The organism is Pseudomonas gingeri (assembly GCF_013385425.1).
Taxonomy (GTDB): Bacteria; Pseudomonadota; Gammaproteobacteria; order Pseudomonadales; family Pseudomonadaceae; genus Aquipseudomonas; species Aquipseudomonas gingeri_D.
Map to the genome: position 1 here is coordinate 80,806 of NZ_JACAQA010000010.1, position 14,777 is coordinate 95,582.

Consider the following 14,777-nt stretch of genomic DNA (forward strand, 5'->3'; position numbering starts at 1 on the left):
TGCCCGTCAAGCTATAAAGACGCCCATTCGTCCCGGGATTACATCGCCTCCATGGAAAAGCCGCGTACTACCAGCGACAGCAACGGTAAACAGAAAGTCCGCTCGGCGGAGGTCGGTACCGATATCCTCAAGGCACTGGCCGAACTGTCACCCAGCACCTCGCTCTCACGCCTGGCCGAGCATGTGCAGATGCCGGCAAGCAAGGTCCACCGTTATCTGCAGGCCTTGATCGCCAGCGGCTTCGCCGAACAGAACCGGGCAACCAACCACTATGGCCTGGGTCGCGAGGCGTTGCGGGTCGGCCTGGCGGCGCTGAACAGCATGGAGGTGCTGCATGTGGCGGCGATGCCACTGGCGGAGCTGCGCGACGACCTGAATGAAAGCTGCTTCCTCGCGGTCTGGGGCAACCACGGGGCGACCGTGGTGCATATCGAACCGGCCGTGCGCGCGGTGACGGTGGTGACGCAGTTGGGTTCGGTGCTGCCGCTGCTCAGTTCGTCCACGGGGCTGGTGTTCAACGCGTTCCTGCCGGATCGGGAAACGGTCGAGTTGCGGGAAGCGGAACTCAAGGCCGGCCACCCTCACCCGATGGCCGATGTCAGCGTATATACCGCGACCTGTGAACAGATCCGCCGGCGCGGGCTGCATTTCGTCCATGGTTTGCTGATGCCGGGAGTCGATGCCTTGTCGGCGCCGGTGTTCAATGCGCTAGGCCAGGTGGTGGCGGTGCTGACGGTGGTGGGGCCGACGTCACTGTTCCACGCCGATGAAGACGGCCCGGCGGCCAAGCGGTTGCTGGCGGCGAGCGAGGCGGTCAGTTGGCGGATGGGTTATCAGAAGACCTGAGTACCCAGCCGCTACCCCATCAAGCCCAGGGCCTTGGCCTTGGCCACTGCCTGGGTCCGACGCTCCACCCCCAGCTTGCTGTGAATCCGCCGCGCATGGGTTTTCACCGTGTGCAGTGAAATAAACAGCTGATCGGCGATCTGCAGATTGGAGCTGCCCAGGGCAATCAGCTTGAGCACCTCCAGCTCACGCTGGCTCAAGGGATTGTCACCCGTGGCGATCAGCGCCTCTTCAAACCCCAGGCTCGCCAGCATGCCCGGCTGGCGCAAGCGCAACTCGCGCAAGGCCTGTTGCAGATTACAGCGGCTGACCAGCGCCAGCCCCTCCTCCAGGTGACTCTTGGCCAGCGCCGCTCGCCCTTGCAGAAAAGCCACTTCCGCCAGCGCCAGGCGCAGTTCGGTTTCCATGCCCTGCATGCCCCGTCGCTGGGCCTGTTCAAGCAATAGCGCCAACGCCTCCAACGGCGCCTGGGCCTTGTGCAGATAGACCTGTGCCAACACCAACAGGTATTCAAGACGCGGGATCAACTCCAGCGTCGCCGGTGGCGCCTGCACCCCGTCCGCGCCGCTGTAGTGACGCAGTACCCGGGTCAGCGCCTCTTCCGCCAGCTCCGGTCGCCCCTGCTGCAACCAGAAATGGCAGCTGACCATCAGCAGCACCGCGCGATACACCACATCCGGAATATGCCGTTGCTGCATCAAGCGTTCGGCATCCCGCAGGCGCACAAACGCCTGGGCGTAGTTGCCGTGGTTGGCATCCAGCAAGGCCAGCCCGAGAAAACCGTACAAGGCCTGTTTATCCTGGCTGCGCAGGCATTCATCCAGGCCTGCCTGGAAATGCTCGGCGGCTTGTTGATCACGGCCCTGGCGCAGGGCAATCCGTCCCTGGCGCAAGGCGATCCGCCCCAGCAACGGGCCCGCCAGGTAACGCTTGGCCGACAACAGGGCATGCATATTGTCCAGCAGGCTCTCGCTGCGATGCAGGGCGCCGCGCTGCTCCAGCAACTGCGCATGGTCCAGTTCCAGCAGCGCCTCGAACAACAGCGAGCCTTGCGCCCGCGCCAGGCACAGGGCTTCGCGGCTCAAGGCATGAGCCTGTTCCAACTCACCATCGAGCAGCGCTTGCTGGGTCAGCCCCGACAGGCAGAACAACCGCGCCGGCCAGGCGACCGGCGGCAGGTCCTGCAAGGCTTCGAGAAAATGTCCGCGTGCCCGTTGCGCCTGCCCCTGCAAGTGCAGCAACCAGCCCTGCTGGGCCTGCCAGCGCGCCACCAGTTGCCGCTGTGCCGCCGCCGACGATTGCGGGGAGAAACGGGCCATCTGCTCGATGCTGTGGGCCGCCTCGTCGAAGCGTCCGGCGAACAACAACGCCGTGGTGATCAAGCCCACCAGATGCGGCGTGCCGAACATCAGGTCATCCGGCTGCTGCTCGTGCAGGCGCAACAACAGCGCCACGTTCTGTTCCTGGAACAGGTAATCGAAGGTGAAGTTGTGCAACAGGCTGGCCGCCACCTCGAACTCTTCGGCGGCCAGGGCCTGTTCCACCGCCGCCTGCCAGTCGCCGCGGGCACTGAACCACTGGCAGGCGCGGCGATGCCAGGAACGCCCGGCCGGCCAGGGTTCATCGCGCAGCAGCAGGGCCAGCGGCGCGAACACCCGCAGCCATTCCGAGGAGTCTTCCCAGGGTTCGATAAAACACCCCAGTTCCTGCAGGGTACGCATCCACTGGGCGCCCTCCCCCGCACCGAACAGGTGTTCGCAAAGGTCGGCATTGAAGCGCGGCAGATGCACCAGCACGCGCCAGGCTTCGGCCAGCTCCGGTGCCAGGGCATCGAACAGTTCGTGTTGCAGGTAGTCGAGCAAGGTCGCCGAACGTCGCGATCCGGCGTCGGGGACATTGGCGATCCAGGCCGGCGCTTCCAGCATCGCGACCCGCACCCCGGCGCACCAACCGGCGGTGTACTGCTCCATCCGGTCGAGGCATTGCGGGGTCAGGGTGATCGACGGGTGACTGACCAACTGTTCGATTTCGCCGCGTTCGAACGCCAGGCTCGGGCCTTCGACCTCGTAGAGTTCACCTTCGAGCAACAGCCGTGGCCAGTTGCAGTGAGGCCGCCGCCGCACGCCCAGCCACCAGTTGAGGACCGGACTGCTGAGCGCCAGCAAGCGATCGAGCAGTTGATCCAGTGCAGGGTTAGGCAAACGGCAATAGTCGTCGAGAAAAACCCAGGTAGGGGTGGTCCAGCGCGCCAGTCGCGCCAACAGACTCGATTCGTCCAGGCACTCGTCCAGCCCAAGTGCCTGGGCCAGGGCCGCGCAGAAGGCGTCGGGGGTGAGATTCGCACCGGACAAGGGTAGCCAGCACACGCCACAGCTGGGCGGGGCTTGCAGCAGGCATTCGGCGAGCAAGGCGCTCTTGCCGCTGCCGGCGGGCGCGCAGAGCAGGCGGACCCGTGCCTGGGACTCGATCAAGGGTGTGCTTAGCCGCGAACGTGGCAAATGGCGGGAGGATAAACGAGGCAGGAACCCGGGACGGTCCAGACGCGGGGTCATGGCGGTCATTGCGGCGGCCTTTCTTGATTTTATCCGGCCACCCTATCCCCCATGGATGGCTTTGTCGAATGAGTATTCAGGGCAGTGATTGGAGCCCATAAAAGAACCTGCGGGCCGGTCGCCTTGCTGACCACCCCGGATCGACCTTACACAAAAATACGAACAGGAGGACTTCGGTAAAAGTCCGTGGGGTATTAGCTTGATCTCAATGGATTCAGACATGAAGGAACATAGAGATGGGTATCAGGCAAACACTCGAAAGCATGACAATCGAGGAGAAAATCGGCCAGAAAATCATGTTGGATTTCCGCTATTGGGACCCGGCGGGCAAAGCCACCCTGGACATGACCCAGCCCGATGACACGATCAAGACTCTGATAATGGACCATCATATTGGCGGGGTGATTCTGTTTGCCAACAACCTCAAGGACAGGGATCAGATCGCACGCCTGACGTCATGGTATGCCTCGCTGGAGACATCCACGGGGCTGAGGCTTTTCATCGCCACGGACAATGAAGGCGGCAACGTTTTCCGTCTGCCACGCGGCGAATATGCTTCGTTTTCCGGAAATATGGCTCTCAGCGCCGCCATTGAGGGAGGCGCAGACCGACAGTTGGCCTACGAACAAGGCAAGCAGATGGCGCAGGACATGAAATCACTGCACATCAACACCAACTTTGCCCCGGTGGTCGACGTCAACGCCCATCCAGCCAACCCGGTGATCAACGTGCGCGCCTTCAGTGACGATGCCGCCACCGTCGCGGATCTGGCGCAACGAATGGTCGCGGGCATGCGTCAAGAGGGCCTGATCACCACCTACAAGCACTTTCCGGGACACGGCAGCACCAGCGTGGACTCGCACACGTCCCTGCCTCGCGTTGATCGCCCCCGTGAGCAGGCCTTCGCAATTGACCTGGCGCCTTACAAACAGGCGATTGATTCGCAGGCCGCGCCCGATATGGTGATGACCGCGCATATCCAGTACCCCGCGCTCGACAGCAGCCTGATCCGTACCCGCAAAGGTGAGGAGATCATCGTACCGGCCACCCTGTCCAGACAGATCCAGCATAACCTGCTGCGCGGCGAGTTGGAGTTCCGCGGCGTCACTATCACCGACGCACTGGATATGGGCGCCATTGTCGAGCACTTCAGTCGGGAAGAGGCACTGGCAGGCGTATTCAAGGCTGGGGTCGATATCGCGCTGATGCCTGTCAGTATTTCCGCACCCGACCAGGCCTATCGTCTGGCACCACTGATCCGGGCCATTGCCGGCAAGGTAAGAAGCGGTGAGCTTTGCGAGGCCGAAATCGATGCCTCCGTCGAGCGTATTTTGCGTCTGAAGCAACGTTATGCCCTGATCTGTCATCGGCCACGCAAGAGGGTCCAGCCGCACACCGCCGCGCAGCCCGCGGAAAAAACCATCGCTGACGGCTCCATCACCCTACTGGTCAATCAACAGGCAACCCTGCCACTGAAGGACAAGACTCGACGCTATTTCATCCTGACGCCTTGGAGCGAGCAAGCCAAAGGCATTGCAGCGGTCATGACGGAAAAGGGTTACTCACACGTCGTGGCTGCCAAGGAGAGCGCACTGGTCGAGGCCGAGATCAGGCAGAACATCGACCAGTGCGATGTGTTCCTCCTGGGTACCCTGTCGACCCGTTACACGCAAGTGGAAAGCAATGGTGTGGCCAACAAGAAGCCAGTGACCGACAAGGATGACGTTTACCTGAGCTACCTGCGTTACGCCGCCAGCCAGGGCAAGACCCGCGTTCATCTGTCATTGCGGGCGCCTTACGATGTGGTCAACTATGCCGAGTTCGTCGACGCCGCCGTGGCGAGCTATTCCTTTTACGGCTATGAAAACGGCGTCTGGCGAGGACGTTCGATGACGTCACTGGCAGAGGTCCTGATCGGCAATCGCCGCCCCGCAGGCAAGCTGCCGGTCAATACCTGGAAGCGCTACGATAGCCAAACCTATACCGGCGTGGTCGCCCAGCCCAAAGGGTTCGGGCTGAGCTGGTAACGCCACGCTCTGACAGCAGGTCCAAACAAAAAAAGGGGTCAACGCACTGCGGCGATGACCCCCGGGTACTTTGCGCCTGTGAGGCTTAGCGAACCCCGCTCGCCCGCAACGCCGCCGGCGTGTAGTCCGCCGCCTTGCCGACAAAGCCGAACTGGAAGCTGTGCTTCTCTTCGTTCTTCATGCCTAGGGCGATGTAACGCCCGGCAATCAGGTCATACAGGGTTTCAACGGTATAAGCCGGCACCTGGTGGTCGTAGTAGAACTGCGCATGACCTTCGGCCACCCGCCACAGTTGGCCGCGACCGTCGTAGTGATCCACCAGCGCGACCTGCCAGCTGTCTTCGTCGAGGTACATATGGCGCTTGGCATAGATATGCCGCTCGCTCGGCTTGACCGTGCCCTCGATTTCCCAGACCCGGTGCAGCTCGTAGCGGGTCAGGTCCTGGTTGATATGACCGGCCTTGATGATGTCGGTGTACTTGAGGGTCGGTGAGTCGAGCTTGTAGCTGTTGTAGGGGATGTACATCTCCTTCTTGCCGATCAGTTTCCAATCGTAACGGTCCGGCGCGCCGGAGAACATGTCGAAGTTGTCCGAAGTACGCAGGCCGTCGGCGGCGGTACCCGGACCGTCATAGGCGACTTGCGGGGCGCGACGTACACGGCGCTGGCCGGCGTTGTAGATCCAGGCCAGACGCGGTTCCTTCACCTGGTCGAGGGTTTCGTGCACCAGCAGCACGTTGCCTGCCAGGCGCGCCGGCGCGGTGACTTCCTGCTTGAAGAAGGTCAGCACGTTGGCGCCCTTGTCCGGCCCGAGGTCAGGGATCTCCGACGGCACGGCGGCTTCTTCCTCGAAGGTGATCGGGGTGAAGGAACCGTCGGTCTGCGGCGTGGCCTGGGTGATGGTGCGACGCAGGTTGCCACCGTGGTAGCGGGTGATGTGGTTCCACAGCACTTCCACGCCGGTCTTCGGAATCGGGAAGGCGTAGTAGCGGTTGCCGGTGAAGTTCGCCAGGCCGTTGCCGTCATTGATCGTCGTGACGTTCAAGGCGCTGCGCTTGGCCGCCTCGAGAACCGCGTCCGGCAGGACCACCGTGCGGTGGGTCGGATAGACCGGGATCTTGTAGGTCTGCGGATAGCGCTTGAACATAGCGAGCTGGCCTTCGGAAAGCTTGGCCTTGTACTGCTCGGCGGTGGCCGCGGTGATGATGAACAAGGGTTTTTCATTGGCGAATGGGTCGGCCAGGAAACCTTTACTGTCCACCGCACCGGCGTTTTTCGGGATACCGCCGGTGTAGGCCGGGATCGAGCCGTCGGCATTGCCGGCCTTTTCCGCGCCGATGGCGGTCAGGCTGGTGCCGAGCTTGGCCGCTTCCTCCGGGGAAACCGCCGCCATGACGTTGGCGGCCAGCAGGCTCAGGGCCAGGGCGCCACATTGCAAAATCATCTTGCGCATAAAGTTGTCCTTCTCAAGCCTGGATCAGAAGTTCGCGCCGACGCTGAGCGCCACGAAGTCACGGTCAATCAGGGTGTTGTAGTTGCCACCGAAAAAGTCGGTGAAGCTGAGGCTCGCGGTGTAGGTGTTGCGGTAGTCGGCGTCCACACCGATGCTGACCGCCTTGGCGCCCTGGTTGAAGATGCCGTTGGGGCCGTAACCCTTGACGTCATGGGACCAGGACAGGTTCGGCTTGAGGTTGATCCCGGCGAACACGTTGCTGTAGTCGAGGATCGCCCGGGCACGGTAGCCCCAGGAGGTGGCGGTGACGAAACCGCTGGTATCACCCTGGAAGCCGTAGGCACCGTAGACCGAGTCACGTCCGTAACGGACCTTGTCCTTGGTCTCCAGGCCGCCAACGTAGGTCATCCCCGCCTCGCCTACCAATGTCAGGCGCTCGGCGCCCAGGACCTGGTCGAAGAACTGCGTCAGGGTGCTTTGTATCTGGGTGATTTCCTTGCGGCGATAGCCGGGGTTGTCGGCGCCGGCAGCGGCTTGGAGTGGTGAAGAACCTGCAATGGATGGATTGATCAGAGCAAGTGTCAAGTCAGTGGTATTCAGTTGCACCGGTGCGTTGGGGCGATAGCTGATTTCGCCACTCCATGCGGTACCGGTAGGCAAAGTGGTGGAGAAACTGGCGCCGTAGAGACGAATGTCTTCGGGATACTCAAGGTAATACTTTCCTTGCCCCAGCATTACGCTTGAAGCCATGGAGCCCTGGAGCGCCAGTGGGAGAAACGCCTTCATCGCATCAATGGCATTGACGGTGCCTTGACCCGCGTTGGTGGTCCCGACTGTAGGCGTACGGCTGTGGTAGTTCATGAAATACAGGCCGTACTCGGTATCAGCACCCAGCCAGCGCAAGGCCAAACCATATTGACCGCCGTCACGGGCGTCCCGATCGTCTCCCCGCTGTACAACAATACCTTCCTGAGTGACTTGGAAACCCTGCCCGAACGCTGACGCCAACGGCTGGAACCCTGCACTCAACGGACTACCCACTGTGTAGTTGTTGTTGCAACCGTGTTGCACCACATCGTTGCCGAAGAAGGTGCCGCAGTTGTCGACGACGGTGTTTTCCCAGTTCAACTGGTAGAACCCTTCGACCGTCAGTTGGTCGGTCAGGCTCTGGGAAGCGAAGAACATATTGACCGGGATCAGGCCTTCCTTGATCTCGGCACCCGGCCGGCGGAAGGCCGAGACGTCGATGGGGTTGATGCTGTTGATCGAGTTACCGATAAAGGTACTTTCACCCCAACTGACCACCTGCTTGCCCAGGCGCACAGTGCCCGGCAGGTCGGCGATGGAGTAATTGTGATAGATGAAGGCGTCGAGGATCTGCGCGCCCGAAGAACGAGCCGCCTCATCGCGATGGTGATCGCTGATGTCCTTGAAGTCCTGGCTTTCGTCGGCGGTCGCGAAATCGTACCAGTACTTGCCCCGGACGAAGACGCCGGTGTCACCGTACTTCAATTCCAGGTCATGAATGCCCTTGATGATCTTCGAGAAGGCTTCGCCCTTCTTGTAGTTCAAGCGTCCGTCATCACCGGTGGAGGCCTGGCCGGTACCGCCGTTGGGCACCCCCACAAGGCTCTTGTCGGCATCGCGCAGGCCCCAGCTCACGCCGGCCGACAGGGATGAGTCGAATTTGCCTTCGATTTCCCCGATATTGAACGAAACCGCCTGCGCCTGCGCACTGACGCCCATGGCAACCGCGATGGCCAGAGCCTGCGGCGTGAAGATGGCGCGCATTGTTGTTTTTGTCATGCGTCTTCCCCGGTGTGTGACAGAAGGCTTCACCCTACTCACCACCAACGGGAGCGATAAGCGCACCAAGGAGGTATTCGTGCTGTACCTCGAAAGGATGAACGAGTGCCTGCGGCGCGCTTTGCAGCGCGCCATCGAACCTGTGGATAACGCGTCATAGCGCATATGGATGGAGGGCAGCCGGGACGGCTCCGGGTGTAGTGACTTGCGCAGACGACTGTTACTCCAACGGTAACAGTGATTGTCGCAAAGCAGGCTGTTTCAACGAAACCGAACGCCTTATTATGATCGTCATCTACTCTTTACTGACGTTGATTTACTCCTTGATCGAACGTCTTCCCTTGGCCACTGCGTTTGCAGTGGCTTTTTTTATGCCCGCGTCATTCAAGGTCACGACAGGCTTTCAGGACCGCTGAAACTTCAAAAGCAACCAGGGACCCTTCTTACAACCTGGAAAGACCCCGACCGCTATCCCGGCTCAACACCACGACTCACCCTGTTCCACTCAACAACATCACGGGATAGGGAAGGAGTCGCTTATGAAATCGATCAATTACAACACCTATCGCAGCACCCGGGGTTTCAACGACAGGGTTCGCTTTCTGGTGCTGCATTACACCGCCATCGACTTCGCCAGCTCGGTCAAGGCCCTCACCGGCGCCCAGGTCAGCAGCCATTACCTGGTGCCCGATGTCACCGACCCGAGCTATCTCCAGGCCGGTTTCAAGGAGCAGGAAATCTTCAATCTGGTCGACGAAGACAAGCGCGCCTGGCATGCCGGTGCCAGTGCCTGGGCCGGCAGAACGCAGCTCAACGACACTTCGATCGGCATCGAGATCGTCAACCTGGCTTCAGACAGCGGGGGGCAGTTTCATTTTCCGCCCTATGAGCCCCGGCAGATCGAGGCGCTCAAGCGGTTGTCGCTGAATATCCTCGCCCGTTATCCCGAGATCACGCCCACCCAGGTGGTCGGACATTCGGATATCGCCTGGAGCCGCAAGAGTGATCCGGGAGCCGCCTTTCCCTGGCACGATCTGTACCTGTCGGGCATCGGCGCCTGGTTTGACGAAAGCACCCGCGACCGCTACCTGCAGCACTATCTGCGCGCGGGCCTGCCCCCTCAGAAAACAACCTTGGAGCGGTTCAAGAAGTACGGGTATGACGTGACGGGAGCCGACACGCAAACGGGATTCAACCAACTGGTCAGGGCCTTCCAGTTGCATTTCCGAGCGGAGAATTACGATGGGGTGCTGGATGCCGAGACCGCGGCCATCCTCGCGGCACTGGTGGAGAAGTACTTCCCGGGGGCAATACAGGCCAACTGAGGCAAAACCGGTGCAGGGCTTGGCCCTGTCCGGTTATTACCCCCCCTGTAGGAGCCGGCTTGCCGGCGATGAGGACTTTGAGCCTTGTATCGCCCTCGCGGCCGCTATCGCCGGCAGGCCAGCTCCTACAGATGCTGCGTTGTGTCAGGCAGCCCTGTTTTCAGGCCATGTATTTCTGCAGATTCGCCATCATTTCCCGCAGGGCTTCAGGCGTGTCCTTCGGGTGCACGGCACCGTCGAAATCGCAGATCTGCTTCCAGCTGGCCGCCACGTCTTCCACGGAAAAACCATTGTGCGGATCGAAGCCGGCACCCAGGCTGCGCTCCCAGCGGGTCTTGCCGATCCAGCCGCCACCGACTTCGAACAGGCCGGATGTTTCATCGCACTGCTCACTGCCGAGGAATACCACCAGCGGACTGATCAGCTCCGGCTTGAGCAGCTCGAAGACCTGCGGCGGAATAAGGCCTTCGGTCATGCGCGTGCCACCCGTCGGGGCAATGGCGTTGACCAGGATATTGTTCTTGCGCCCCTCGATGGCCAGGGTCCGGGTCAGGCCATACAGGCCAAGCTTGGCCATGCCATAGTTGGACTGGCCGAAATTGCCGTAGATACCGGAAGTCGATGCGGTGAAGATCACCCGGCCATAGTTTTGCTCACGCATATGCGGCCAGGCAGCGTGGGTAACTTTGTAGGCACCTTCGACATGCACCCGGTAAACCAGGTCCCAGTCGGCATCCTCCATTTTCAGGAAGGTCTTGTCCCGCAGGATGCCGGCGTTGTTCACCACCACATCGATACGACCAAAGGCATCCAGGGCGTTCTGCACGATCTTGTCGCCATCGGTGACCGAGTCATGGTTGGCCACTGCGGTACCGCCGGCCTCGCGAATCTCCGCCACCACCTTGTCCGCCGCCGAGGCATTGGCGCCTTCGCCGTGGGCCGAGCCGCCGAGGTCGTTGACCACCACTTTGGCCCCATGGCGGGCGAACAGCAGTGCATGGGCACGTCCCAGGCCGCCGCCAGCGCCAGTGACGATCACCACTTTATCTTCGAAGCGCACAGACTCACTCATACAGGACTCCAGCCAGGGCCGATGGAAATAGACGCCGAGTGTCTGACACCCGGCCTTTGGTCACAATAAAGTCGGCCAGGGCTGAATGGTACGCGATAAGGCAGAGGGATAGTCCGGCCCTGGCCGCGACTGTCCCTGTTGACGCACGCCGAGCAGCGGCCTCAGAGCCGGAACCCGGAGTCCTCTTTGTCCAGCTTGCGCAGCAGCGCCGGCCAGGCCAGCGCCCCACCCATGCCCTGGGCGCTACGGGTGACCGCGGCGACCATGGCCTTGGCTCCGGCGAGTATCTGCGGCTCGATGACGATCAGCGGCGCGGCGCCATTTTGCGCCAGCACCTGGATATCGCAGGCGCGCTGGAAGGTGAACATCATCAGGAAGGTGTCGGCGATGGTCGAGCCACAGGTGAGCAGGCCGTGGTTGTGCAGCATCAGAAAGTTGTTTTCGCCGAGATCGGCCTGCAACCGCGCTTTCTCCTCATGGTTGAGGGCCACCCCTTCGTAGGCGTGATAGGCCAGGCTCGACAGCACGAACAGCGATTGCTGGCTGATGGGCAACACGCCCTGCTGCTGTGCCGAAACCGCGACACCGGCGGCGGTGTGGGTGTGCAGCACGCAGGTCACATCGTGCCGCACCTCATGGATAGCGCTGTGGATGGTGTAGCCGGCCGGGTTGATCTCGTAGGGGCTGTCCAACAGCTTGTTGCCGGCCTGGTCGATCTTGACCAGGCTCGACGCGGTGATCTCGTGGAACATCAGCCCATAAGGGTTGATCAGGAAATCCTCGGTACCCGGCACCTTGGCCGAGATATGGGTGAAGATCAGGTCGTCCCAGCCGTGCATCGCCACCAGGCGATAACAGGCCGCCAGGTCCACGCGGGTCTGCCATTCGGCGGCGCTGACCTGGCTCTTCACATCGGGTGCGGCGGTAACAGGGGCTGCGTTCACGGCACTGACCTCGGGGTTTGCGGTTTTTATTCTAGTACCGACCAGTCTAGAACAGCCGGTTACCCCGACGGAGTCGCATTGCCAGCCAGCTTGATGACTCAGCGGGTCAGCGAGCCATCAGATCACTGCCGCCAACAGCGGTGCGGCAAACAGGTTCAGCAAACCGGTCAACACCATCACCAGGCCCGCCACCGAGCCCTCTTCGCCACCGACTTCACGGGCGCGACTGACCCCGGCACCGTGGGCCCCCACACCGAACAACGCACCGCGGGCCAGACTGCTGCGCAACGGCAACCACTTGAGCAGCAGCCCGCCGAGCAATGCCCCGAACACCCCGGTGACCATCACGAACACCGCAGTCAGTTCCGGCACGCCGCCGAGGTCCTGCGCCAGCGGCATGGCAAAGGGCGTGGTGATCGAGCGCGGCACCAGCGACAGGGCCAGGCTGTTATCCAGCGACAGCGCCCTGGCCAATCCGTAGGAAGTGCCGATGGACGCCGCGCTCCCGGCGAGCATCCCCAGCAGCAACGCCGGGCCATGGCGCATCAACATCTGCCGCTGCTGCCAGATCGGCACCGCGAAGGCCACGGTGACCGGCCCGAGGATCAGCATCAGCCAGTGGGTATCGCGCGAATATTCGGCGTACGCCGTGTGCAGCGGCAGCGCCACCGCCAGCAGCACGAACGGCACCAGGATCAGCGGCGACAGCAGATAGCGACCCGTGCGCCCGTACACCCAGCGGCTGAACACATAGGCCGCCAGGGTCAGGCCCAGCCAGAACAGCGACATCCATTCAAGCTTCACGGCGGGTGCTCCAGCGGCAGACAAACTCGACGGTAAAGGCCGTCGCCAGCATCACCGCCAGGGTACTGACGCCGATCACCAGCAGGATCCGCCAGCCGTCCTGACGGACCATGGCGCCGTAGTCCAGCAGGCTCATCACCGCCGGGATAAAGAACAGCAACATCTCCGCCATCAGCAGCCCGGCCCCCAGTTGCAGGGTGGCGGGCTTGACCCGGCCGGTGGCGAAGGCCAGCAACAGCAGCGCCAGGCCGATCACCCCGCCGGGAATCGGCCAGTGGCTCCAGACGGCGAACAGCGTGCCCAGCTGATAGAGCCCCAGCAACACGGCCAGTTCGGCGAGCAAGCGGCAGGATTTTTTCAGCAACAGACGGTTCATCGGATTCAGTCCTCTCAGGAAGCCGATTTTAAAGTTGTCACTGTCATCCCAAAAGCGAATTGTTAGACTGGCAGCCATTCCACTTTGGAATCAGGCCATGGAATTCAAGCAACTGCGCAGCTTTATCGAGGTGGTCCGCCAAGGCGGTTTCACCCAGGCGGCGAAAACCCTGCACATCAGCCAGTCGGCGGTGAGCAAGCAGGTCGCCCAGCTCGAGCACGACCTCGGTACGCCGTTGCTCGACCGCCACGGCTCGCGGGTCCTGCTGACGGCGGCGGGCGGCGTGGTCATGCAACGGGCCGAAGCCATGTTGCGCCTGCGCAACGAGTTGCTCAGCGAACTGGATGACCTGAGCCACCTGGCCCGCGGTGAACTGCGCCTGGGTTTGCCGCAACTGGGCGGCGAGGCCCTGTTCGCCAGCCTCTTCGCCGAGTACCGACGGCGCTACCCCAATATCAGCATTCACCTGCTTGAAGGCGGTAGCCTGACGATCGAGCCGGCGGTGCTGAGCGGCGAGCTGGAACTGGGGGCGGGCCTCAAGCCGAGCGATCCGGCACTCGACTACCAGCCGTTTTGCGATGAGCCCCTGGATGTGTTGCTGGCGACCGATCATCCGCTGGCCGAGGAAGGCTCCATCCGCCTGGAACAATTGGCCGATACGCCGTTTCTGCTGTACCAGCGCAGCTTCGTACTCAACCACCGGTTGATGGAGGCCTGCCGGCAAGCCGGGTTCACCCCCAAGGAGAGCGGGCGCAGCGGCCAGGCGGACTTTCTCGCCGCACTGGTGGCCGCCGGGCAAGGCGTGGCGTTGTTGCCCAGCGTGGTCGCGCGTTCGCTGATACGGCCCGGGGTGGTGCGCCTGACCTTGAGCTCACCCACCGACCTGCGCTGGGACATCGCCTTTGTCTGGCGGCGCGGCGCCTACCTGTCCAAGGCCGCCCAGGCCTGGCTGGCGCTGGCGCGCGAGCGACCCAGCCTCAGCGCAACGCGCTGATAAATTCGGCCAGCCAGGGCTCGGCGTCGGTTTCCGGGGTGACGCTTTCGCTGGCATCCAGGCGCAGCATGTCCTTCACCTCGCGCACGCCCAGCTCGGCAAACAGCTCGCGCATTTGCTCGCCGCCGCCGCAGAAGGTGTCGCCGTAGCTGGAATCACCGAGGCCGATCACTCCGCCCGGCAAGCCGCGCCACGCCGCCGGTAGCTGGTCGCGGATGGCGTTGTACAAAGGTTGGAGATTGTCCGGCAACTCCCCCATGCCGGTGGTGGCGGTCACGGCCAGGAAGGCCTGCGGGGCAAAGGCCTGAACATCGGCGAGGGTCGCCCGCGGGTTGTGCCAGGCCTCGAAACCGGCCTCGCGAAGGATTTTTTCAGCGTGGCGGGCAACTTCTTCGGCAGTGCCGTAGACCGAGCCGGAAAGGATGGCGACTTTCATCAATCTGATCCTGATGCTTGATAAAAAACCCAGGATACCAGCAGATGAGAGACTTTCTCACAAAACCCGCCCCTCGCCGCTCGCAAATGGGATGGATTATTCAGGACGATGTCTTAAACTTTGCCGGACATGTCGATGGATT

General features: G+C 62.1%; 12 protein-coding genes. 4 read left to right on the plus strand and 8 right to left on the minus strand.

Translation table 11 applies throughout. The annotated features are described in order from the left end of the window. Positions 1-51: 51 nt before the first annotated feature. Complete coding sequence (locus HX830_RS15550) at positions 52-846, plus strand: IclR family transcriptional regulator (protein ID WP_177101065.1); 795 nt, start codon at positions 52-54, stop codon at positions 844-846. 11 nt (positions 847-857) lie between these two features. Here the strand turns inward: HX830_RS15550 and HX830_RS15555 are convergent, their stop codons facing one another. Further along, positions 858-3,407, minus strand: a complete 2,550-nt coding sequence (locus HX830_RS15555) for a LuxR C-terminal-related transcriptional regulator (protein WP_177101067.1) — start codon at positions 3,405-3,407, stop codon at positions 858-860. Between the two features lie 227 nt (positions 3,408-3,634). On the opposite strand from HX830_RS15555, the gene HX830_RS15560 reads away from it, so the two are divergent. Next, complete coding sequence (locus tag HX830_RS15560; protein ID WP_177101069.1) at positions 3,635-5,425, plus strand: glycoside hydrolase family 3 protein; 1,791 nt, start codon at positions 3,635-3,637, stop codon at positions 5,423-5,425. Between the two features lie 85 nt (positions 5,426-5,510). Here HX830_RS15560 and HX830_RS15565 read toward each other — a convergent pair whose 3' ends face one another. Further along, complete coding sequence (locus HX830_RS15565) at positions 5,511-6,878, minus strand: DUF1329 domain-containing protein (RefSeq protein ID WP_103496571.1); 1,368 nt, start codon at positions 6,876-6,878, stop codon at positions 5,511-5,513. A 24-nt stretch (positions 6,879-6,902) separates the two neighbouring features. Then, the gene (locus HX830_RS15570; protein WP_371317532.1) at positions 6,903-8,669 is read right to left on the minus strand and encodes a DUF1302 domain-containing protein; all 1,767 of its coding nucleotides are present in this window, start codon (positions 8,667-8,669) and stop codon (positions 6,903-6,905) included. Between the two features lie 554 nt (positions 8,670-9,223). Here HX830_RS15570 and HX830_RS15575 point away from each other — a divergent pair. Beyond that, the gene (locus HX830_RS15575; RefSeq protein ID WP_177101073.1) at positions 9,224-10,009 is read left to right on the plus strand and encodes an N-acetylmuramoyl-L-alanine amidase; all 786 of its coding nucleotides are present in this window, start codon (positions 9,224-9,226) and stop codon (positions 10,007-10,009) included. 160 nt (positions 10,010-10,169) lie between these two features. Here HX830_RS15575 and HX830_RS15580 read toward each other — a convergent pair whose 3' ends face one another. The 4 genes from HX830_RS15580 to HX830_RS15595 all read right to left on the minus strand — a co-directional run bounded on the left by HX830_RS15580 (position 10,170) and on the right by HX830_RS15595 (position 13,205). Further along, positions 10,170-11,081 (minus strand): SDR family oxidoreductase, encoded by a 912-nt coding sequence (locus HX830_RS15580; RefSeq protein ID WP_100941749.1) that lies wholly within the window; start codon positions 11,079-11,081, stop codon positions 10,170-10,172. A gap of 161 nt (positions 11,082-11,242) precedes the next feature. Further along, positions 11,243-12,025, minus strand: coding sequence for a class II aldolase/adducin family protein (locus HX830_RS15585; RefSeq protein WP_177101075.1), 783 nt, complete (start codon positions 12,023-12,025; stop codon positions 11,243-11,245). 117 nt (positions 12,026-12,142) lie between these two features. After that, positions 12,143-12,829, minus strand: a complete 687-nt coding sequence (locus HX830_RS15590; RefSeq protein ID WP_177101077.1) for an LrgB family protein — start codon at positions 12,827-12,829, stop codon at positions 12,143-12,145. Next, complete coding sequence (locus HX830_RS15595) at positions 12,819-13,205, minus strand: CidA/LrgA family protein (RefSeq protein ID WP_177101079.1); 387 nt, start codon at positions 13,203-13,205, stop codon at positions 12,819-12,821. Before HX830_RS15595 ends, HX830_RS15590 begins: the two co-directional genes overlap by 11 nt. Before the next feature lie 97 nt (positions 13,206-13,302). Here HX830_RS15595 and HX830_RS15600 point away from each other — a divergent pair, with 97 nt between their 5' ends. Further along, a complete protein-coding gene (locus HX830_RS15600) occupies positions 13,303-14,199 on the plus strand; it encodes a LysR family transcriptional regulator (protein WP_103496564.1) in 897 nt (298 codons plus the stop codon). On the opposite strand, the gene HX830_RS15605 is transcribed toward HX830_RS15600, so the two are convergent. After that, positions 14,183-14,635, minus strand: a complete 453-nt coding sequence (locus HX830_RS15605) for a flavodoxin (protein WP_152740037.1) — start codon at positions 14,633-14,635, stop codon at positions 14,183-14,185. The genes HX830_RS15600 and HX830_RS15605 overlap by 17 nt on opposite strands. Between the last annotated feature and the right edge of the window lie 142 nt (positions 14,636-14,777).